This window comes from Pseudonocardia sp. D17 (assembly GCF_036984265.1).
Lineage (GTDB): Bacteria > Actinomycetota > Actinomycetes > Mycobacteriales > Pseudonocardiaceae > Pseudonocardia > Pseudonocardia benzenivorans.
Map to the genome: position 1 here is coordinate 1 of NZ_BPRG01000037.1, position 21,344 is coordinate 21,344.

The 21,344-nt window shown below is 73.8% G+C and carries 17 protein-coding genes and 2 pseudogenes; 9 read left to right on the top strand and 10 right to left on the bottom strand.

The window, feature by feature from the left end; genetic code table 11:
• Positions 1 to 60 precede the first annotated feature (60 nt).
• Positions 61 to 1,062, bottom strand: a complete 1,002-nt coding sequence (gene cydB / locus PSD17_RS06290; RefSeq protein ID WP_103381189.1) for a cytochrome d ubiquinol oxidase subunit II — start codon at positions 1,060 to 1,062, stop codon at positions 61 to 63.
• Between the two features lie 11 nt (positions 1,063 to 1,073).
• The gene (locus PSD17_RS06295) at positions 1,074 to 2,546 is read right to left on the bottom strand and encodes a cytochrome ubiquinol oxidase subunit I (protein ID WP_013675241.1); all 1,473 of its coding nucleotides are present in this window, start codon (positions 2,544 to 2,546) and stop codon (positions 1,074 to 1,076) included.
• 201 nt (positions 2,547 to 2,747) lie between these two features.
• Here PSD17_RS06295 and PSD17_RS06300 point away from each other — a divergent pair, with 201 nt between their 5' ends.
• From PSD17_RS06300 to PSD17_RS06315, 4 genes are all read left to right on the top strand, one after another.
• Complete coding sequence (locus tag PSD17_RS06300) at positions 2,748 to 4,670, top strand: methylmalonyl-CoA mutase family protein (RefSeq protein WP_339122119.1); 1,923 nt, start codon at positions 2,748 to 2,750, stop codon at positions 4,668 to 4,670.
• Positions 4,667 to 6,847, top strand: coding sequence for a methylmalonyl-CoA mutase (gene scpA, locus PSD17_RS06305; protein WP_013675243.1), 2,181 nt, complete (start codon positions 4,667 to 4,669; stop codon positions 6,845 to 6,847). Before PSD17_RS06300 ends, scpA begins: the two co-directional genes overlap by 4 nt.
• Positions 6,848 to 7,831 carry a methylmalonyl Co-A mutase-associated GTPase MeaB gene (meaB, locus tag PSD17_RS06310; RefSeq protein ID WP_013675244.1) on the top strand — a complete coding sequence of 328 codons (984 nt, stop codon included), beginning with the start codon at positions 6,848 to 6,850 and terminating at the stop codon, positions 7,829 to 7,831.
• Between the two features lie 102 nt (positions 7,832 to 7,933).
• The gene (locus tag PSD17_RS06315; RefSeq protein WP_339122120.1) at positions 7,934 to 9,160 is read left to right on the top strand and encodes a YihY/virulence factor BrkB family protein; all 1,227 of its coding nucleotides are present in this window, start codon (positions 7,934 to 7,936) and stop codon (positions 9,158 to 9,160) included.
• 165 nt (positions 9,161 to 9,325) lie between these two features.
• On the opposite strand, the gene PSD17_RS06320 is transcribed toward PSD17_RS06315, so the two are convergent.
• Positions 9,326 to 10,093, bottom strand: coding sequence for an HpcH/HpaI aldolase family protein (locus PSD17_RS06320; RefSeq protein ID WP_339122121.1), 768 nt, complete (start codon positions 10,091 to 10,093; stop codon positions 9,326 to 9,328).
• Between the two features lie 122 nt (positions 10,094 to 10,215).
• On the opposite strand from PSD17_RS06320, the gene PSD17_RS06325 reads away from it, so the two are divergent.
• Together PSD17_RS06325 and PSD17_RS06330 are read left to right on the top strand one after the other, a co-directional pair.
• On the top strand, positions 10,216 to 11,058 hold the full coding sequence (locus tag PSD17_RS06325; protein WP_339122122.1) for a metal-dependent hydrolase: 843 nt from the start codon (positions 10,216 to 10,218) through the stop codon (positions 11,056 to 11,058).
• Between the two features lie 32 nt (positions 11,059 to 11,090).
• Positions 11,091 to 11,933, top strand: coding sequence for an NAD(P)-dependent oxidoreductase (locus tag PSD17_RS06330; RefSeq protein WP_339122123.1), 843 nt, complete (start codon positions 11,091 to 11,093; stop codon positions 11,931 to 11,933).
• 15 nt (positions 11,934 to 11,948) lie between these two features.
• Here the strand turns inward: PSD17_RS06330 and PSD17_RS06335 are convergent, their stop codons facing one another.
• The 5 genes and pseudogenes from PSD17_RS06335 to PSD17_RS06355 form a co-directional block, all read right to left on the bottom strand.
• Positions 11,949 to 12,113, bottom strand: a complete 165-nt coding sequence (locus tag PSD17_RS06335; RefSeq protein WP_013675249.1) for a hypothetical protein — start codon at positions 12,111 to 12,113, stop codon at positions 11,949 to 11,951.
• Between the two features lie 274 nt (positions 12,114 to 12,387).
• Complete coding sequence (locus PSD17_RS06340; RefSeq protein WP_339122124.1) at positions 12,388 to 13,569, bottom strand: cytochrome P450; 1,182 nt, start codon at positions 13,567 to 13,569, stop codon at positions 12,388 to 12,390.
• A 557-nt stretch (positions 13,570 to 14,126) separates the two neighbouring features.
• A complete protein-coding gene (locus PSD17_RS06345) occupies positions 14,127 to 15,458 on the bottom strand; it encodes a DUF1254 domain-containing protein (RefSeq protein ID WP_339122125.1) in 1,332 nt (443 codons plus the stop codon).
• Positions 15,459 to 15,515: 57 nt separating this feature from the next.
• Positions 15,516 to 15,803 (bottom strand): annotated as a pseudogene (locus PSD17_RS06350) (class I SAM-dependent methyltransferase); the annotation flags it as partial.
• A gap of 24 nt (positions 15,804 to 15,827) precedes the next feature.
• Positions 15,828 to 16,451 carry a maleylpyruvate isomerase family mycothiol-dependent enzyme gene (locus PSD17_RS06355; protein WP_339122126.1) on the bottom strand — a complete coding sequence of 208 codons (624 nt, stop codon included), beginning with the start codon at positions 16,449 to 16,451 and terminating at the stop codon, positions 15,828 to 15,830.
• A gap of 287 nt (positions 16,452 to 16,738) precedes the next feature.
• Here PSD17_RS06355 and PSD17_RS06360 point away from each other — a divergent pair, with 287 nt between their 5' ends.
• Positions 16,739 to 17,662 carry an alpha/beta hydrolase gene (locus PSD17_RS06360; RefSeq protein ID WP_339122127.1) on the top strand — a complete coding sequence of 308 codons (924 nt, stop codon included), beginning with the start codon at positions 16,739 to 16,741 and terminating at the stop codon, positions 17,660 to 17,662.
• Positions 17,663 to 17,674: 12 nt separating this feature from the next.
• Here PSD17_RS06360 and PSD17_RS06365 read toward each other — a convergent pair whose 3' ends face one another.
• Entirely contained in the window at positions 17,675 to 18,496 is an 822-nt protein-coding gene (locus PSD17_RS06365) for an LLM class F420-dependent oxidoreductase (protein WP_339122169.1), read from the bottom strand.
• 75 nt (positions 18,497 to 18,571) lie between these two features.
• Positions 18,572 to 19,195, bottom strand: a pseudogene (locus PSD17_RS06370) (Pr6Pr family membrane protein); the annotation flags it as partial.
• Between the two features lie 344 nt (positions 19,196 to 19,539).
• Between PSD17_RS06370 and PSD17_RS06375 the strand changes: the two are divergent.
• On the top strand, positions 19,540 to 19,986 hold the full coding sequence (locus tag PSD17_RS06375; RefSeq protein ID WP_339122128.1) for a DUF742 domain-containing protein: 447 nt from the start codon (positions 19,540 to 19,542) through the stop codon (positions 19,984 to 19,986).
• A 61-nt stretch (positions 19,987 to 20,047) separates the two neighbouring features.
• Positions 20,048 to 21,271: an acyl-CoA dehydrogenase family protein gene (locus tag PSD17_RS06380; RefSeq protein ID WP_339122129.1), complete on the top strand. Its 1,224-nt coding sequence runs from the start codon at positions 20,048 to 20,050 to the stop codon at positions 21,269 to 21,271.
• Positions 21,272 to 21,344 lie beyond the last annotated feature (73 nt).

Here is a 21,344-nt window from a genome sequence, read left to right on the forward strand (position 1 = left end):
AGGAGGGCATTCTCGTTCTACGCCACGCTCACCCACCGACCCACACCGGTGGATCAGGGCTCAGTGGGCGGGCGCGATGTGGGCGCGGGTCACGCGGCGCCGGAACACCCAGTAGGACCAGGCCTGGTAGCCGATCACCAGCGGCAGCATGACGAGCGCGATCCAGCTCATGACCTGCAGCGTGTAACCGCCCGACGCCGCGCCGGCGACGGTCAGCGAGAACGCCGGGTCGGTCGTCGACGGGACCAGCACCGGGAACATCGACCCGAACAGCACGACGGTCGTCGCGACGATCGCGAGCGCCGTCGCCGCGAACCCGCGACCCTCGCGGCCGCGTGCGGTCAGCCCGGTGCCGGCCACCAGCGCCAGCACGGCGACGACCCCGACGGGCAGCGTCCAGCCGGTGGGCCGCTGCGCGAGCGTCCAGCCGAGGAACCCGACGAGCGCGGGAACCGCGACCAGCGCGGTGCGCAGGGCCACCGCGCGGGCCAGCACGCGGACCGGGCCGTCCGTCTTGAGCGCCAGGAACACCGCGCCGTGCAGCAGGAACACCGTGGCGGTGGTCAGCGCGCCGAGCAGCGCGTAGGGGTGGAGCAGGTCGCCGAGCCCGGCGCGCACGACGTGGCCCGCGTCCATCGGCAGCCCGTGGACCAGGTTCGCGAACAGCAGGCCCCACACCAGCGCGGGCACCGTGCTGCCGACGACGATCGCCACGTCCCAGCGGCGCCGCCAGCGCGGGTCGTCGACCTTGCCGCGGTACTCGAACGCCACGCCGCGCGCGATCAGCGCGAGCAGGACGGCGAGCAGGGGCAGGTAGAACCCGCTGAGCATCGAGCCGTACCAGGCGGGGAAGGCCGCGAAGGTGGCCCCGATCGCGGTGATCAGCCAGACCTCGTTGCCGTCCCAGACCGGGCCGATCGCGTTGATCATGACGCGGCGGTCGGTGTCGTCGCGGCCGACGACGGGCAACAGCATGCCGACGCCGAAGTCGAAGCCCTCCAGGACGAAGTAGCCGGTCCACAGCACGGCGATGGCGAGGAACCAGATGGTGGTCAGGTCCATGGCGGGCCCCTTCAGTAGACGAACGCGGGGACGCGTTCGTCGGCGGGATCGGGCCGGGCCGCGGCGGTGCCGGTGTCGCCGTCGGCGGGGTCCGTGGGATAGGGCATGACCGCACCCGGACCGGCGACGACGTAGCGGAACAGCAGCCTCGCCTCGATCACGGCGAGCACGGCGTAGATCAACGTGAACGCCGACAGCGAGATCGCGACCTCGGTGAGGCTCACCCCCGGTGAGACGCTCGCGGCGGTGAGCAGCTCGCCGACGACGGTCCACGGCTGGCGGCCCATCTCGGTGAGCAGCCACCCGAACACGTTCGCGGCCAGCGCCGCGGGCAGCCCGAGGACGGCGACGCGGTACATCCAGCGGCGGTCGGGCAGCCGGCCGCGCCGGGTCAGCCACAGCCCGAGGACCCCGATCCCGACGCCGGCCATGCCCAGGCCCATCATCAGCCGGAACGACCAGTAGAGGACGGCGATGTCCGGCCGGTAGTCGCCGGGGCCGTACTGCTGCTCGAGCCGCTGTTGGACGTCGTTGATGCCCTGCACGTCGCCGTCGAGGTGGCCGGTGGCCAGGAACGACAGGACGTTCGGGACCTGGACGTTGACGTGGTTGCGGCCCTCGCGGATGTCGCCGACGGCGAACAGCGAGAACCCGGCGCCCTGCTCGTCCTCCCACAGCGCCTCCGCGCCGGCGAGCTTCATCGGCTCGTACTGGGCCATGAGCTTGGCCTGGTGGTCGCCGGAGAAGACGACGAGCGCGCCGGCGATCGCGGTGACGGCGAACCCGAGCCGCAGGGTCTTGCGGAACAGCCCGCCCTCCGAGGGGTGCGGCGCCGTGTCACCGCGGCGGGGCCACCGGGCCCGCTGGATCTTGTAGGCGCTGACCGCGACGACGAACAGGCCGGCCGCGATGAACGCGCCGGACACGACGTGCAGATAGGTCGACCAGGCCTGGTCGTTGGTGAGGACGGCCCAGATGTCGGTGAGCCGCGCGCGGCCGGTCGCGGGGTCGACGGCGAAACCGACGGGATGGCGCATCCACGCGTTGGCCGCGATGATGAAGTACGCCGAGAGGTTCGTGCCGACCGCGACGACCCAGATGCATGCCAGGTGCACGCGACGCGGGAGCCGGTCCCAGCCGAAGATCCACAGGCCGATGAACGTCGACTCCAGGAAGAACGCGAGCAGCGCCTCCATCGCCAGCGGCGCGCCGAACACGTCGCCGACGAACGTCGAGTAGCTGCTCCAGTTCATCCCGAACTGGAACTCCTGGACGATCCCGGTCACGACGCCCATCGCGAAGTTGATCAGGAAGAGCTTGCCGAGGAAGCGGGTCGCCCGCAGGTACTCGACCTTTCCGGTCCGGTGCCACGCCGTCTGCAGGATCGCCACGATCGCGGACAGTCCGATCGTCAGCGGCACGAACAGGAAGTGGTAGACGGTCGTGATCCCGAACTGCCAGCGGGCCAGGTCGAGTGCGGTCATGCCGTCCTCCGTTCGGAATTTCTACACGCTGTAGTAGTTCTACCGCACGTAGAAGTAGGGCGGTGGCCGGTGTGCTGCGAGACACCGTGATCAGCGGGTGAGCCCGGTGACACAGACCGTGCCGGGTACCGCACAACCCACCTAGACTCCGCGAAACCCCGGCACGGCCACGGCGGCCGCCGGACGCAGGGAGGAAGTGCGATGACCACCCCGCAGGTGGATCCCGACGCGCTGGAGCGCGGGGCTCCGGAGGAACCCGACGACCTCGCGCTCGCCGCAGAGTTCCCGGCCGCGACGCGGGAGGAGTGGGCCGCCCTCGTCGACGGGGTGCTGCGCAAGGCGGGCCGGCTGCCCGCGGACGCGCCGGCCGGGTCCGGTGTGGACGTGCTCGTCCGCGAGACCCTCGACGGCCTGCGGGTCCGGCCGCTCTACACCGCCGACGACGTACCCGACCTCGCCGCGACCGGCGTCCCCGGCGCCGCCCCGTACGTCCGGGGCAGCCGCGCCGGCGGGTACGTGCCCGACGGCTGGGACATCCGCGCCCGGCACACCTCCGCCGACCCCGCCGCGGTCGCCGCCGCCGTCGCCGAGGACCTCGACAACGGCGTGACCTCCCTGTGGCTGGGGGTGGGGACGCACGGTGTCGCCGTCGCCGACCTGCCCGCCGCGCTCGAAGGCGTCCTGCTCGACCTCGCGCCCGTCGTGCTCGACGCCGGGGCCGACGCGGTCGCCGCCGCCGAGGCCTTCCTCGCCCACGTCACGGCGTCCGACGTCGATCCCGCGCAGGTCGGCGGGAACCTCGGTCTCGACCCGGTCGGTCTGCGTGCCGCCACCGGCGAGGGCCCCGACGTCGAGTCCGTGCTGCCGCTCGCGCGCCGCGTGGCCGACGACTTCCCGGCCATGCGCGCGATCGTCGTCGACGCGCTGCCGGTGCACGGCGCCGGGGCGTCCGACGCCCAGCAGCTCGGCTGGTCGCTCGCGGCCGGGGTCGCCTACCTGCGGGCGCTGACCGGGGCAGGGCTCGACGTCGCGACCGCCGCCCGGCTGCTGGAGTTCCGCTTCGGCGTCACCGGCGACCAGTTCGCGACGATCGCCCTGCTACGCGCCGCGCGGCGGCTCTGGGCGCGGGTGCTGGAGGCGTGCGGCGCCCCCGACGCCCCCGGCCAGGTCCAGCACGCCGTCACCTCCCCGATGACGACGACCCGCCGCGACCCCTGGGTGAACATGCTGCGCGGCACGGTCGCCGGCTTCGCCGCGGGCGTCGGCGGCGCGGACGCCGTGACCGTCGCCCCGTTCGACGAGGCCATCGGCGTCGCCGAGCCGTTCTCCCGGCGTATCGCCCGCAACACCCAGTCGCTGCTGATCATGGAGGCGCACCTCGCCCGGGTCGTCGACCCCGCGGGCGGGTCCTGGTACGTGGAGAGCCGTACCGACGAGCTCGCCCGTGCGGCGTGGACGTTCTTCCAGGAGGTCGAGGGCGCCGGCGGCGCGGTGGCCGCGCTCGACTCCGGCTTCGTCGCCGAGCGGGTCGCGCCGGTACGGGAGCGCCGCGAGCGCGACGTCGCCACCCGGCGCACGCCCATCACCGGCGTCAGCGAGTTCCCCGACCTCGACGAGCGGCCCGTCGAACGTGCGCCGCACCCCGCGCCCGCCGCGGCCGGGGGCCTGCCGGTCTACCGCCTGGCCGGCGCGTTCGAGGAGCGGCGCGACCGCTCCGACGCCGTCCTCGCCGCCACCGGCGCCCGGCCCGCCGCGTTCCTCGCGACGCTGGGCACCGTCGCCGCGCACAGCGCTCGCGCCGGGTTCGCCCGCAACCTGCTCGGCGCGGGCGGCATCGCCACCCCCGACGCGGGCGCCACCGCGTCCACCGACGAGATCGTCGCCGCGTTCGGCGAGGCGGCGACACCGGTCGCCGTCCTCTGCGGCACCGACGAGGCCTACGCCGAGAGTGCCGCCGCGACCGCCGCCGCCCTGCGCGAGGCGGGGGCGACCCGCATCCTGCTCGCGGGCCGGGCCGAGGTCGACGGTGTCGACGCGACCCTGCACGCGGGCTGCGACGCGCTGGCCGTCATCGACGACGTGTACGCCGCACTCGACGCGGCGAACGGAGAGGACGCGCGATGACCGTCCCCGACTTCACCCGGATCGACCTCGACGGCGCCGCGGCGCCCGCGTCGACCCCCGTGGGCGAGCAGCCCGAGCCGTGGGAGTCGCCGGAGGGTATCCCCGTCAAGGCGCTCTACACCGCCGACGACCTCGCCGACGTCGACTTCCTCGGCACCTACCCGGGCGTCGCGCCCTTCCTGCGCGGCCCGTACCCGACGATGTACGTCACGCAGCCGTGGACGGTCCGGCAGTACGCCGGGTTCTCCACGGCCGCCGAGTCCAACGCCTTCTACCGGCGCAACCTCGCGGCCGGGCAGAAGGGCCTGTCGATCGCGTTCGACCTCGCCACCCACCGCGGCTACGACTCCGACCACCCGCGGGTGGCGGGCGACGTCGGCATGGCGGGCGTGGCGATCGACTCGATCTACGACATGCGCCAGCTCTTCGACGGCATCCCGCTCGACCGGATGTCGGTGTCGATGACCATGAACGGCGCGGTGCTGCCCGTCCTCGCCCTCTACATCCTGGCGGCCGAGGAACAGGGCGTCGCGCCCGAGAAGCTCACGGGGACCATCCAGAACGACATCCTCAAGGAGTTCATGGTCCGCAACACCTACATCTACCCGCCGCAGCCCTCGATGCAGATCATCTCCGACATCTTCCGCTTCACGTCGGAGAAGATGCCGAAGTTCAACTCGATCTCCATCTCCGGCTACCACATCCAGGAGGCCGGGGCCACCAACGACCTCGAGCTCGCCTACACGCTGGCCGACGGTGTGGAGTACCTGCGGGCCGGGATCGACGCGGGGCTCGACGTCGACAGGTTCGCGCCGCGGCTGTCCTTCTTCTGGGCGATCGGCATGAACTTCTTCATGGAGGTCGCCAAGATGCGGGCCGCGCGCCTGCTGTGGGCGAAGCTCGTGCAGCAGTTCGACCCGAAGAACTCCAAGTCGCTGTCGCTGCGCACCCACTCGCAGACCTCCGGGTGGTCGCTCACGGCCCAGGACGTCTACAACAACGTCGTGCGCACCTGCGTCGAGGCGATGGCCGCGACCCAGGGCCACACCCAGTCGCTGCACACCAACGCCCTCGACGAGGCGCTCGCCCTGCCGACGGACTTCTCCGCCCGCATCGCCCGCAACACCCAGCTGCTGCTGCAGCAGGAGTCGGGCACGACGAACGTCATCGACCCGTGGGGCGGCAGCTACTACGTCGAACGGCTCACCTACGACCTCGCCCGCCGCGCGTGGGCGCACATCACGGAGGTCGAGAAGGCCGGGGGCATGGCCCAGGCCATCGACGCCGGCATCCCGAAGCTGCGCGTCGAGGAGGCCGCGGCGCGCACCCAGGCGCGCATCGACTCCGGCCGGCAGCCGGTCATCGGCGTCAACAAGTTCGTCACGGGCTCCGACGAGCAGATCGACGTGCTCAAGGTCGACAACGCCGGCGTGCGCCGCGAGCAGCTCGACAAGCTGGAGCGGCTGCGTCGCGAGCGCGACTCCCGCGACGTCGACGCGGCGCTGGAGAAGCTCACCGGCGCCGCCGCGGCCATCGCCGAGGGCACCGAGCGCGACGCCGGACAGAACCTGCTGGCCCTCGCCGTCGACGCCGCCCGGGCGAAGGCCACCGTCGGGGAGATCTCCGACGCGCTGGAGAAGGTCTTCGGGCGGCACTCCGGACAGATCAGGATCATCTCCGGCGTGTACTCCGAGGAGGCCGGGCAGAACCCGGCGATCGCCCGTGCCCGCGAGCTCGTCGACGAGTTCGCCGAGGAGGAGGGCCGCCAGCCGCGCATCCTCGTCGCCAAGATGGGCCAGGACGGCCACGACCGCGGGCAGAAGGTCATCGCCACCGCGTTCGCCGACCTGGGCTTCGACGTCGACGTGGGCCCGCTGTTCCAGACCCCGGGCGAGGTCGCGCGCCAGGCCGTCGAGGCCGACGTGCACGTCATCGGGGTGAGCTCGCTGGCCGCCGGGCACCTGACGCTGGTCCCCGAGCTGCGCGGGGCGCTCGCCGAGCTCGACCGGCCCGACATCATGGTCGTCGTCGGCGGCGTCATCCCGCCCGCCGACGTCCCGGAGCTGCTCGAGATGGGCGCGGTCGCGGTGTTCGGACCGGGCACGGTCATCGCCGAGGCGGCGGTCGACCTGCTGGGCAAGCTCACGGCGGCCCTGCACTCCGGCGACGCGTCGTAGATGCCCGCCCGGTCGATCGACGTCGACGCGCTGACCGACGGTGTGCTCGGCGGCTCGCGGTCGCTGCTGGCCAGGGCCATCACGCTGGTCGAGTCGAACCGGCCCGACCACCGGGTCGCCGCCCAGGAGCTGCTGTCCCGGTTGCAGCCGCGGGCGGGTGCCGGTGTGCGGGTCGGCATCAGCGGGGTGCCCGGCGTCGGCAAGTCGACGTTCATCGAGGCCCTCGGCACCCGGCTCACCGGCGCCGGCCACCGGGTCGCGGTGCTGGCCGTCGACCCCTCGTCGACCCGGACGAAGGGCTCGATCCTCGGGGACAAGACGCGGATGGCCGCGCTCGCGGTCGACGAGAACGCGTTCGTCCGGCCCTCGCCCAGCGCCGGCACGCTCGGCGGGGTCGCCCGCGCGACCCGCGAGACGATCGTGCTGATGGAGGCCGCGGGCTACGACGTCGTGCTCGTCGAGACGGTGGGCGTCGGGCAGTCCGAGGTCGCCGTCGCGGCGATGGTCGACACGTTCCTGCTGCTCACGATCGCCCGGACCGGCGACTCGCTGCAGGGCATCAAGAAGGGCATCCTCGAGCTGGCCGACGTGGTCGCGGTCAACAAGGCCGACGGGCCGCACGAGAAGGAGGCCCGCGCCGCGGCGGCCGAGCTGCGGTCGGCGCTGCGGTTGATGACGCCGTCGAGCGAGTCGTGGCGCCCGCCGGTCCTGCCGTGCAGCGCGCAGACCGGCACCGGTCTCGACGACGTGTGGTCGGCCGTCGAGAAGCACCGCGCGACGCTCGAGGCCGGCGGGGAGCTGGCCGCCCGGCGCGCCGACCAGCAGGTCGAGTGGATGTGGGCGATGGTGCGCGACCAGCTGATGGACCGGCTGCGCTCCGACCCCGGCGTGAAGGCGGCGCTGCCGGCGTTGGAGAAGGAGGTCAGGGCGGGGGACATGCCGCCGAGCCTGGCCGCCCGCACGCTGCTGGAGGCGCTCTCCTGACCCACCGGGAGGGGTCACCGGCCGGTCACCCTCGGGTCGTCGCAGGTCACGGCCGCGCGTCGGAGCGCGCACCGACGGCCTCGGTGGAGCATCCTGGACGACGTGACCGACGTGCACGCGGGCACCGGCGGGGGAGGGGCCCTGCCGGGCGACCGGTCACGCCCCGGCTCAGGGGCCGCGCACACCCCGTCGGGCGGTGCGCCCGCGCCGGACGACCCGGCCCCCGACCACGACACCGGGCGCAACCACACCGCTCCCGGCGGCCCGCCGGACGACGACCAGGTTGCGCCCGCCGCACCGCCGGGCCCCGCGCCGCGGCCGGCCGGACAGCAGCCGGACCAGGTCCTGGACCAGGAGCCCGAACAACAGCCCGGCCCGACGCAGCAGTCCGACCGGAACGAGGAGCCGGCGCCGAAGCGCGGGGCGAAGCAGCTGGCCGTCCGCACGATCGTCGGCGCCTGGGACGACAACATCTTCTCCGAGTCGGCCTCGGCCGCGTTCTGGCAGACGCTGTCCCTGCCGCCGTTGCTTCTGGGACTGCTCGGCTCGCTCGGCTACATCGGCGAGTGGTTCGGCCCGAACACCGCGCAGATCGTCGAGGCCCGGATCATCGCCGCGACCAGCGGCATCTTCACCCGCGACGCCGTCGACCAGATCATCGCGCCGACGGTCTCGCAGATCCTGACGACGGGGCGCAGCGAGCTCGTCTCACTGGGTTTCGTCATCTCGCTGTGGTCGGGCTCGTCGGCGATGTCGTCGTTCGTCGACGCCATCACCCGCGCGCACGGCCAGTACGGCATCCGCAACCCAGTCTGGCAGCGCATCCTCGCCCTGCTGCTCTACGTCGTCGCGCTCGTCGGCGGGATCATCTCGCTCCCGCTGCTCGCGCTGGGCCCCGACCGGCTGCCGGGGATCCTGCCGGAGTCGTGGCGGCCCGCCGCGATCACGCTGATCGCCGACCTCTACTACCCGGTGATCGGCGTCATCCTGGTCCTCGCGCTGACGACGCTGTACAAGGTCGCGCTGCCGGCGAAGCCGCCGTGGTGGCGCGGGCTGCCGGGTGCGTTGCTGGCCGCCGTCGTGTTCCTGGCCGGCGTCACGGGCCTGCGCGTCTACATCAACTGGGTGACCGGCACCGGCTACACCTACGGTGCGCTCGCCGCGCCGATCGCGTTCCTGCTGGCGGCGTTCTTCATCGGGTTCGCGATCGTCCTCGGTGCGCACCTCGACGCCTCGATCCAGGCGCTGTGGCCGGCCCGGCTGCACGACCGCCGGGGTGCCCTCGCCGCCCGCGAGCCCGCCGAGGACGACCCCGATCCGACCCCGTGAGGGCCCTCGCTCACGTCGCGCCCCTCGCTCACCTCGCGGCCCGGCGTCGCGGCGTGCCGAAACCGGTCGGAGCCGGCGCCGGGCGACCGGGTCGAGGAGGTGTCCGGGGCGCGCGGACGTCGGGCGGGACGGGCCGTCGCGGGGACCGGCCCGCCCGCGGCGACGTCAGACCGGGGTGATCGGCGGCGTGGTGCTGCCGGGCCGGCTCGCGGCCAGCTCCTCCGCGGCCTTGTCCGCGAGCAGGGAGCCGTCGCCACGGATGAAGCCGTAGGTGAAGCCCAGGTCGCGGAAGCGGTGCAGATGGCCCGCCGACGCGCAGAAGATCCCGACGGGCAGGTCCCGCGCCCGGCACGCCTTGACGACGGTCTCGAGCAGCGCGTCGTACTCCGGGTCGCCGTTCTGCGCCGACGTCGCCTTGCCCATGCTCAGCGCGAGGTCCGAGGGTCCGACGAACACGGCGTCCACCCCGTCGACGGCGACGATGTCGTCGACCGCGGCCACCGCCTCGGTCGTCTCGACCATGACGACGCACACCGGGTCCGCCGGCGGGGCGGTCATCATGCCCAGCCGGGTCGGGCCGTAGCTGCGGGTGCCGTGCGGGGGCCAGCGGCAGGCAGCGGCCGCAGCGGCCGCCTCCTGCGCGGAGTTCACCATCGGCACGACGACGCCGTGCGCGCCGCGGTCGAGCGCAGCGGTGATGGCGACGGGGTCGTTCCACGCGACGCGCACCAGCGCCGGGGCGCCCGTCGCGCTGAGCGCCTGCAGCATCGGCAGGACGAGGTCCTCGCCGATGAGCCCGTGCTGGGTGTCGACGCACACCGCGTCGAACCCCGCCGAGCCGATGATCTCGGCGGTCGCCGTGCCTGGGAGCTGGAGCCAGCCGCCGACGGCGTCGGCACCGAGGATGGCGCGGAGGTCCGTGTCGTCGCTCATGATCGGACAGCCTGCCGCAGCGCCGCTCGGCGCGCCTGACGATCCGTGCACACCTGCGCCGCATAGGCTCGAGCGCCGTCCGGGCGCGGGGCCCGGCGTCGCGAGGAAGTGGCGGGACGCGCGTGCTGGGGGTCAGTCATGCCCTGTCGGGAGCGGCCGTGGGGCTCGCGGTCATGGGGGTCGCGGGGGCCGGGGTCGTGTCCGGCTGGGCCGCCGGGCACGTCGCCGCCGCGCCGGTCGACGCGGGCGGCATCCTGACCTTCGCGGCGGTCTGCGCGGGGGCGGCGTTGCTGCCCGACCTCGACCATCCGTCCTCGATGGCCACGACGCGGTTCTCGTGGGCGTCGGTGGCGGCGTCGCGTGTGGTCCGGCCGCTGTCGGCGCTGGCCTACCGGCTCACCCGGGCCGGGCGCGACACCGGCCGCGGCACGCACCGTGGGCTGACCCACACCGCGCTGTTCGCGGTCGGGACGGGCCTCGCGATCAACGCGGCGTCGGCGCGCTGGGGCGCTCCGGTGCTGCTCGGGACGCTGTTCGTGTGCATCGCGCTCGCGATCAAGGGGCTCGACGCGCTGGTGCCCGGCCCGCCGTCGCTGGTGATCGCGGCCGGGCTGACCTACGCGGTCGACCGCTGGGTGCCGGGAGGCGTCGACGGGACGGCCGGGTGGCTGGGCGCGGCCGTCACGCTCGGGGTGCTCGTGCACGCCGTGGGCGACGCGGTCACCGAGTCCGGGGCACCGCTGCTGTGGCCGATCCCGATCCGCGGCCGGCGCTGGTACCCGGTCGGCGGCCCGCGGCCGGTGCGGCTGCGCACGGGTGGGCGCGTCGAGACGGTGCTGGTGGCGCCTGGTCTGGCCGTCGCCGTCGTGCTCCTCGTGCTGCTGGTCGTGCCGGGCGCGGGCGCGTTGGCGCTGGAGCTGCGCGATCGGGTCGAGGACCTGCTCGCCGCCCGCGGGCCCGGCTGACGCCGGCCGCGGGGATGGGTGATGATGCGGGCGTGAGCGATGTCGCCGTCCCCGGGGACGGAACCGTCCTGCCCGCCCGCCCGGTGATCGGGATCCTGCACCCGGGAGCCATGGGTGCAGCCCTCGGCTCGGCGCTCAAGCCGGTCGCGAGCGGCGTCGTGTGGGCGGCCGCGGGCCGCAGCCAGGCCACGTCGAAGCGGGCCGAGCTGGCCGACCTGATCGGCGTGCCGGACCTCGCGGAGCTGGCGCGGCGCAGCCACCTGGTCGTCTCGATCTGCCCGCCGCACGCGGCGCTCGACGTCGCCCGGCAGGTCGCCGCGGCGGTCGAGGGGCGCCCCGACCCACCGCTCTACGTCGACGCCAATGCCGTCTCGCCCGCGACCGTCGAGAAGATCGGCGAGCTGCTCGGGCGCGAGCGGGTCGTCGACGGGGCCGTGATCGGCCCGCCGGCGTGGGAGGCGGGCCGGTCGGTGCTGTGGCTCTCCGGGGAGCACGCGCAGCCGGTCGCCGACCTGTTCGCGGGGTCACCCTTCGCCACGGCGGTGCTCGACGGCGGGCTCGGCGCCGCGAGCGCGCTGAAGGCGTGCTTCGCGTTGCGCACCAAGGCGTTGCCCACGATCTGGGCGACGATGGCCGCGGCGGCGCACCGTTACGGCGTGCTCGACGAACTGCGCGGCGAGGTGGCCCGGACGGGCGGTGACCTCGACGCCGAGCTGTCGGCCCTGCGGGGCAGGGCGGGCGACCGGGCATGGCGCTGGGCGGGGGAGATGGACGAGGCGGGCGACGCGGTCGCCGCCGCGGGGCTGCCCGACGGGTTCTCCCGGGCCGCGGCCGAGGTCTACCGCAGGCTCGCCGACGGCAGCCTGGAGCTCTGAGGGGTACCGACCGGCTCAGGTCAGCTGCGACGACTCCCACGTGTGCCCGGCGTCCCAGCCGCGGTTGGCGATCGCCGGGTCGGCCGTCGACACCCAGCCCGCGGCCAGCGCCGCGACGAGAGCGCCGAGCGCGACCGTGGCCGCTGCCCGACCGGGGCCGGGCCGTTCCCGCTCCTGCACGTCCGAGTGATCCGTTTCTCGGCGCGTCCGCGAACCCATGCGCCCAGCGTGGCCATCTCGCCCGCCGGAGTCGCGTTCGCCGCGCCGAACCCACCCGAAAGTGTGACGGGAGGGTCGCTGGGCCGAGCGGCCCAGACCTGAGTCACGGGTGTCCTCCGGCTTCCGGTACACCGAGCGCCGCAGTGTCCCCTGCGGCCGTGGCGGGCCGCAGGGGACAGCACCCGGTACGCGGTACGCCCGGCGACCCGAGGCCGACTCGTCGGGCGGGCCTGCGCTACCAGACGACGTCGAGCCGGGCGGGTCCGCAGAACATCGGGCTCGCGACGTCGGTGTACCGGAAGCCGGGCGCGAGCCGGAGGTCGGGCATGCGGTCGAGCAGCGCCTCCAGCGCCACCGAGATCTCCGTGCGGGACAGCTCCGCGCCCAGGCAGAGGTGGATGCCGTGGCCGAACGAGAGATGCCGGCGCGCCGACGGGCGGCGCATGTCGAACTCGCCGGCGTCCGGGCCGAAGACCTCCTCGTCGAGGTTCGCCGACTCCAGTCCGACGATCACGCGTCCGTTCTCCGGCACCGCCGTGCCGATCAGCTCCGACGGACCGGCCACGGTGCGCAGCACCCAGCGGATGGCCGAACCGTGGCGCAGACCCTCCTCACGGGTGTTGTCCAGCAAGGAGCGATCCGCGAGCAGCTCTTCCCAGCGGGACCGGTCGAGAAGGAGCTGGTGAACCGTGGACCCGATCGTGTAAGCCGTGCTCTCGAGTCCGGCGACGAACAGCTGCCAGGCGTGGAACGCGACCTCCTGCTCGGTCAGCCGGCGCCCGTCGATCTCACCGAGTGCGAGCCGGGTGAGCAGGTCGTCGGGCGGGTCGGCCACCGCGCGACGGTGCTGTGCGGCCTCGGTGAAGTACCGCTCGAGACGGGCCCATTCCTCGGTCCCGGTGAACGGTGCCGGCAGGATCGCGGTGATCGCCAGCGAGTCCCGGCTCAGCGCGTCCGCGTCCGCTTCGGGGACGCCGACCAGCCGGGCGATCACGCCGGCGGTGAGCGGCAGCGCGACCTCTCCCAGGAGGTCGGCCGGGCCTCCGACCGGGAGGGCGTCGATCAGCTCGTCGACGTACTCGCGCACCCACGGCGCGGCCTCCACGATCGCGGCGCGGGCGAAACCCGGACGCAGCAGGGCGCGCAGCGTCGTGTGGTGCGGCGGGTCGCTCTGGGTGATCAGGTCCGGCGGCGCGGGCCCGTCACCCGGTGCCTCGAGAACGAAGTTGCCGTGGTTGCTGAGCGCCTCGTGTGCCAGCAGCGCCTCGCGAGCCCGGCCGTGGTGGCCGACGAACCCGATGCCGGGGGCGACCCCTGTGACGGGGCAACCGCCGGCGCGGACCCGGGCCAGGTCGCGCCGCACCGTCTCGACCTCGGCCACGGCGAACGGGTCGAAGGTCTGCTCCACACTTGCCATCACACGCTCCCTCGCACGGGAATGTGATTCCCGTGAGTGTGCTCGTCGACGGGTGGGGACCGGCGGTCGCCGCCAGGTCCGACCTGTGGGGGGGCGATCTCGCCGGTATCCGACGCGCGGTGTCGTCGGTCCGGTCGTCCGGCGACCGGTCGTCGTGCACGCTACGCGGCGCTCGACTCAGGCGTCAATCCTTCTACTGAGACGTAGTTGCGCCTCTGTCCGGCGAAATCCGGTGGCCCGCACGGCCTGCCATCGTCGTTGCCATCGTGCGCTGCCATCGTGCGCTGCCATCGTCGCTGCCATCGTGCGTCGACATCGTGCGCTGCCGGCGCGGGCCCGCAGGGGCGGCAGGAGGCGGCGCTCCCCGGTACCCGGGCAGCGAGGAGCGCGCAGACTCTCCCGCGCTGCCGGGGCGTGGCGGCTGCGACGAGCGGTCCATCATCGACGTCGGGAGCATCGCTCGCCACTCACGGGACAGGCGACCGGACGGGCGAACCTCCGCAACCGGCTTTGATGGCACGCCCGAGCGGGCGTGGTCGAGCGCTCACGCCGAGGTTCTACACCCGGCGGACCGGTGGCGGCGTCCAGCGGCCGTCGAGCAGCGCCTGCTCCGGGTAGTAGAAGCGGGCACAGAGGTTGAACACGCCCTCCGGAGCGGGCAGCCAGTTCGACGTGCCTTCCTCGGGCCGGGTGTGCGACACGACGAGATCGAGGGACCCGTCGGAGTTGAACCGCAGGTCGTCGCGGTCGCCGATGGCGAACCGGTCGAGCTCGTTGGGTACCTGGAACCCCTCCGGGTCGTAGAGGGTCAGCGACCAGAAGGCGCGTACGGGCGGCATCGCGTCCTTCTCGAAGTGCCACACGTAGCGCTCGGCACCGGTGAACGGGTTCCCGTCGGAGTCGACGTAGGTGACCGGGTAGATCGCGTCCTCGGCGAGGTTTGCGCCCAGCCCGATCAGCTCCACGCAGGCCCGTCGCAGGAAGTCGCTGCCGTAGGTGCCCATGCCGGACCGGAGAATGACCCAGCCGTCGTCCGGTTTCGCGAGCCGGCTCTGCTCGTCGCTGATCCGCTTGCGTGCCTCGGGGGTCACGTCCTGCAGGGCCGCCCGGACGGCGGGATCGGCGGCGGCGAGGTCGAACGGCTCGCCCCGGACGAAGCCGATCCGGGCCAACCGGTCGAGAATCGGGTAGTCCGCCTGGTGCGGCGGGTGCTCGGCGATCAGCTCGGCCGCGCGGCCGAAGAAGGCGGCGGCGTCGAGCGCGAAGACCTGCCGCAACGGCGGCGTCTCGTCGTCGACGGAGGGATCGATCTCCCCGGTGACGGTCGGCGCCGCGCCGCCCCACGCCGACAGCGGGGTGATCGTCATACCGGCCTGGAACTCGTGCACCGCGGCGTAGGTGGCCGGGCTGGCCTCGGTCCGGCCGATCACCCACACCCACGGGGTCGGCGCCGCGTAGCGGCGGACCCCTGCGGGCAGCTGCCCGCTCCAGCCGGGCGGGCAGACCGCGACGTCGATCGCCGCGTTCCCCGTGGTGCGGGTCCCGGGACAGCTGAACACCTCGCCCCACATGTCGTAGAGCGGCAGCAGGTAGTACTTGTCACCGGCGTCGGGGAGCGACACGATCCGCGGCTCCTCGTGCACGTCGAGGAACGCGGCCGAGTACAGCGTGTCGAAGTTCGGCCGGACGACGGCGCGGAAGTCACCCGCGGGGAAGGCGGGCGCGTGGAAGAACGTGTCGCGGGGAGCCCGCATCGGGACGTCGTGGACCGTGCGCACGTTGGTGAGCTGCCGCCGCGTAACGTCCATCAGGACGAGCGGGTACAGGTATGTGTAGCCCTCGACCCCGATGACCCTGATCGTCTCCTCGTCCGGCGGGGTGTTGGTCATCGGTGCTCCCTTCGCGGCCTGGACGCCCGATTGCACAGATGATCCGTGCTCCGACACTCACCCCGGAAAGGTGAATCGCGGGATCGGTGCCCCTCGGCTCGTCACGACGAGCGTCGCGTCGGCGAGCCGCTGCACGCTCGCCAGGACACGCGTCTCGGCCCGGGTGTGTTCGAGGAACCGCACCACCCCGCCAGGGCGCAGCGCCCGTCGGACCTCGCTCAGTGCTGCCGGCCGATCCGGCAGCGAGCACAACACCAGGCACAACACGACGGCGTCGACGGATGCGTCGTCCACGGGCAGCCGCTCGGCGACGCCGGCGCGGACCTCCACCGGGACCGGGACGTCGCGGGCCGCGGAGCGGCCTTCGGCTCAGGCTGCGATGCGTTCTGCGAGGGTCGGCACTCCGGGCCCGGACAGCTCATCGGTGACGCCGGCCCGCCCGGCGGCCGCCATCAGCAGCGACTCCGCAGGGCCCTCGACGAGGGGGCCCGCGCCGGAGCGCCACTCGAGGTCGGTGGCCTGCAGGGTCAGCCCGCGGACCCGTGGCTTCGCCTTGATCGGCGGCGCGAACAGTGCATAGTCGAGCGCGACGCGCAGCCGGTCCGGCGGGATCTCGCGTGGCCGGCCGAGCGGGCGGCGGATGTCCTGGTGATGGATTGTGCAGTCGGTCAGGGCGATCCGGCCGCCGAACGCGGCGGGCAGCCCTCGCGGGTCCAGGTGGTCGCGCACCAGGGCGACCAGCTGTTCGGGACTGCGGTCGCGGTAGGCGGCGACGCCGATGTCGTTCGCCCTGCCCGGCCCGTTGGCCAGGCGACGGACCAGCCCGAACATGCTCAGCTCGTCGTAGCTGAACATGTGGGCGACGACGTCGCGCACCGTCCACCTCTCGCACAGCGTCGGGGTGTCCCACTCCTCGGGGGTCAGGGTGGCGAGGAAGTCGGCGAGGTCCGCGCGCTCGGCGCGGGCCATCGCCCTGACGTCCGGTTCGGTCATCCGCGAACCTCCGTCGTCGTCGCGAACCCGTCGGAAGTATCGCCCGGGACCTGATCGAGCGCCGGGTGAGCGCGATCCGCCTCGAGCCGTGGGTCGTCCCCCGCGCCGGAGTCGTGCGGGTTCCGTGGAGCTCGCGGTGCCACCCGCTCTCGCGGAGCGGTCGCGTCGCGCCGAGAGGTTTCGAGAGGGGCCCGCTGCGGCATACGGTGATCGCGTGACCGACGACGTGCGCGCTCCCCGCCGCTCATCCCGCATCACCCACCGGCCCGTCCGGGGGGTGTGTTGAGATGGCGCTCGATCCGCAGTTCCGCACCGTGCTCGACACCCTGGAGGCCAACGGCGCGCTGCCGCTGGTGCGCGGCTCGGCGATCGAGACCCGTGAGCACTACCGGGCGCTCTCGCTGTCGCGCCGCGGTGCCGACTACGTGCCGTTCCCCGTCGCGGACGTGGCCGACGACGAGATCGACGGACCCGGCGGCCCGCTGCCGATCCGCGTGTACCGCCCCCTGGAGGACCGCGGCGGCGTCGTGACCTACCTGCACGGCGGCGGCTGGGTCGTCGGTGACCTCGACACGCACGACCCGGTGTGCCGCAAGGTCGCGGGAGAGACCGGAGCGGTCGTCGTCGCCGTCGACTACCGCCTCGCCCCCGAGCACCCGCACCCCGCGGGCATCGAGGACACGATGGCGGGCCTGCGCTGGACCCACGAGACCTATCCCGACCGCCCGCTCGGGGTGGCCGGGGACAGCGCGGGGGCGAGCCTGGCCGCCGGCGCGGCGCTGCGGGCCCGCGACGAGTCGTTGCCGCTCGCCGCGCAGCTGCTCTGGTATCCCTCGACGGACCCCACCCAGAGCTCGAAGTCGGTGCGCGACAACGGCGAGGGCTACTTCCTCACCGCCGACGCGATGCGCTGGTTCTACGACCACTACGTGCCCGGCGGCACCGACGACCCGGTCGTCGACCTGCAGCACGCCGACGTCGCGGGCGTCGCTCCCGCTGTCGTCGCGACGGCGGAGTTCGACCCCCTGCGCGACGAGGGCGACGCCTACGTCGAGCAGCTGCGGGCCGCGGGTGTGCCGGTGACGCACGTGCCCGGGCCGGGGCTGATCCACGGCTACGCGGCGTTCATCGGGCTGGTCGAGTCCGCCGACGCGGCCGGGGCCCGGGCCCTCGCCGCGCTCGCCGACCTGCTGGCGGCGGCGAACGGCTGAGCCCGGCCGGGCTCAGCCGCGGCGCTCGTCGCGCCAGGCGATCCAGTCCTTCAGCAGCCCGAGGTCGTACCTCGGGCCGCCGACGCCGATGGTGAACAGGCCGACGCCGGCGGCGAGCAGGTCGTCGGCGACGGCGTCGGGGGCGGCCTGGACGCCCGCGGACCGGACGATCGAGCGCGGGTCGCGGCCGACGTCGGCGCAGTGGGCGTCGAGCACCCGGCTCTTGTGCGCGATCGTCTCGGCGTCGCCGAAGCCGTGCCAGATGTCGGCGTACTCGGCCGTGCAGCGCAGCGTCTTCTTCTCACCGCCGCCGCCGACGAGGATCGGGATGTCGCGCGTCGGCGGCGGGTTGAGCCGCTCCCAGCGCGAGCGGATCCGGGGCAGCGCGTCGGCCAGCCCGGCCAGCCTCGAGCCCGCGGTGCCGAAGTCGTAGCCGTACTCGTCGAAGTCGCGGCGGAACCAGCCGGCACCGATCCCGAGGATCAGGCGGCCGCCGCTGATGTGGTCGACGGTGCGGGCCATGTCGGCCAGCAGCTCGGGGTTGCGGTAGCCGTTGCACGTCACCAGGGCGCCGATCTCGACGCGCGACGTGGCCTCCGCCCAGGCCCCGAGCATGGTCCAGCACTCGAAGTGCTTGCCGTCGGCGGCACCGCGCAGGGGGAAGAAATGGTCCCAGTTGAAGACGATGTCGACGCCCGCCTCCTCGGCCTCCGCGACCGCATCGCGGATGCGGCCGTAGTCGGCGTGCTGGGGCTGCAGCTGCACCCCGACCCGCAGGGCGGGCCGCCCGTCCGTCGTGGCGGTGGCCGCCTCCGGTGCGGTCGCCGCGGTCACGACGGCACGCCCGCGCGGACGGACGGCGGCCACCGCGTCGGGGTGGAAGCGGCGGACCAGGAACCGGTCGAGCGCCCGGGCGCCGAACGCCAGGCCCAGGAACAGCACGGCGATGACGACGCAGTTCAGCGCGACGCGCGCGTAGCCGAGCGCGCCGACGTCGACGAACGGGTACGGGTACCAGGCGGGGAACGGGCTCCAGTCGACGAGGGCGCCACGGGTCAGCGTGAACGCCAGCCACGCCAGGGGGTAGATCGTCGAGAGCAGCACCGTCGGGGTGTCGACGGCCCCGCGCGGCCCGAACAGCAGCCACCCCAGCACGGCCATGGCGGGGACGACCATGTGCAGCAGGAGGTTGGCCAGCCAGGCCGCGCCGGTGGGATCGTCGAGCGGGGCCAGCACGAGGTTGTACACGATCCCGGTGACGGTGATGCCCAGCACGGCGTCGAGGTGCAGGACCCGCAGCAGCCGCGACGAGGCCTCCGCCCGCACCGCGAGAATGCCGAAGGTCAGGCCGACGAGGACGTTCGACAGGATCGTGAAGTAGGCGAGCAGGTTGGCCAGCCGCTCGCCGGCGGTGTCGAACACCGAGTACGGCTGCCCGTCGGCAGAGAGCACGGCCTGCAGCACGACCGCAGCCGCCACCACGACCGCCGTGCCGCCGAACCAGATGCGACCGACGGGCGAGATGCGGATCATCGGGCGAAACTACTGCCCCGGCGGCCTCGCGTGCAGTTCCCGGCCCGGTGCGCCGGACGCCGTTGTCGAACACGGGCGGTGACGGGTGTGACGGCGAGCGACGCGACCTACTGGGACCCCTCGCCCGAGGTGTCACCGTGGCGGAACACGCGGGTCATCTGTTGGTAACGAGCATCCCGTCCGATGTCGGTCGGGGGTCGAGGAGGTGTGCGGTGGCGGCGGAGGACTCCGACGACGGGGGACCTGTCGTCGGGAGGACGGGTGCCCGCTTCGGTGGAGCGTCGCGGCGACGCCGGCACACTCGCGACGGCGCGCCCCCGGACTCCGGGCCGCCCGACCCCGGCATGTCCGACCCCCTCCTGTCCGGCGCAGCCCCGACCGAGCCGGTCCCGGTCGTCCCTGCCGACGCCGAGGCCGACGCGTCGGCGGGCCGCGGCGCCGTGCTCGACCTCGGTGTCGCCGAGGCCGGTATCACGGTGCGGCCCTACGTCCTGACCGGCGGGCGCACCCGGCCGCCGGTCGAGCTCGGGCTGGAGACGCTCGTCAGCACGCGGCCCGGCACCGATCCCGCCGCCGCCGCGTCGCCCGCGCACCGCGCTGTGCTGGACTGCTGCGACGTCGCCCGCTCGGTGGCCGAGGTCGCGGCGACGACACGGGTGCCGCTCGGGGTGGCCCGCGTGCTGATCGGCGACCTCGCGGCGCTCGACCTCGTCAGCGTGCACGGCGGCGCGCGCGACCGACCCGACCAGGACCTGATGGCGCGCGTCCTCGACGGCCTGCGCCGCCTCTGAGGGCCGGGCGCCGCGCGCGCTCCGGGGTGCGGGGCAGCGGCGGGTGTGGCACAACGACCCGATGGACGTCCCCGCGCAGCCCCCGGTCGACGACGACCCCCTCCCGCCGCCGTTGCCGGAGGTGCCGCCGCAGTACCGCACCGACGAGCGCGTCGCCCTGCAACGGACGGCACGGCGGTTCGCGATGGAGCGGGTACTGCCCGTCGCCAACGAGCTGGACCCGAGGAAGGGGGAGATCCCGCGCTCCCTGCTCGCCGAGATGGGGGAGCTGGGCTTCTTCGGGATCACCGTCGACACCGAGCACGGCGGCCTCGGCCTCGGCGCCTACGAGTACTGCATGGTGGCCGAGGAGCTGGCCAGGGCGTGGATGAGCGTCGGCAGCATCATCGCCCGCGCGCAGGGTGCGGGGACGGGCGTCGCGGACCCGGCGCGCCGGGGCGAGCTGCTGCGGCGCAGCGCGTCGGGGGAGTGGATCGGCGCGATCGCGCTGTCCGAGCCGGACGCGGGTTCCGACCTCGCGGCCGTCTCCACCCGGGCCGAGCGTGACGGCGACGAGTACGTCCTGACCGGCCGCAAGCGCTGGATCGGCAACGCGAAGGCGGCCGACTTCATCCAGGTGCTCGTGCGCACGGCCGACCCCGGGCCGGGGGAGAAGCGGTCGGCCGGGCTGGCGACGCTGCTCGTGGAGAAGGAGCGGGATGCCTTCCCGAAGGGACTGACGGGCTCGCCGATCGACAAGATCGGCTACCACGGCTTCGTGACGTGGGAGCTGGAGTTCGACGGGCTCCGGGTGCCGGTGGCGGACGAGATCACCGAGGGCGGGTTCGCCGAGACCCAGCGATGGCTGACCATCGCCCGGGTGCACACGGCGGCGCGTGCCGTCGGCCTGGCGCGGGCGGCGGTGGAGGACTGCATCGGCTACCTGCAGCAGCGCCGCCAGTTCGGGCACCCGATCGGGGACTTCCAGGCGGTCCGGTTCACGCTGGCGCGCATGGCCGCGCGCGTCGACCAGGCGCGGGCGTTCTACCAGCACGTCGCGCACCAGATCGACCTCGGCGTCCCGTGCGAGCGCGAGTCGGCGATGGTGAAGCTGCTGGCGACCGAGATGGCGGCGGAGGTCACCGGCGACGGGATCCAGCTCCACGGCGGCAACGGCTACACGACCGAGCACCAGGTCGAACGCCACTGGCGCGACGCCCGCCTCACGACGATCTTCGAGGGGACCAGCGAGATCCAGTCCAAGATCATCGCGGACCGGCTGCTCCCGCGCAGCGAGCTGGGCTGAGCGCCCGCTGTGAGTGGCGATAGTCGCGGGAGTCGCTGGAGCGACCATCGCCACTCACGAGCGTGAGATTGGT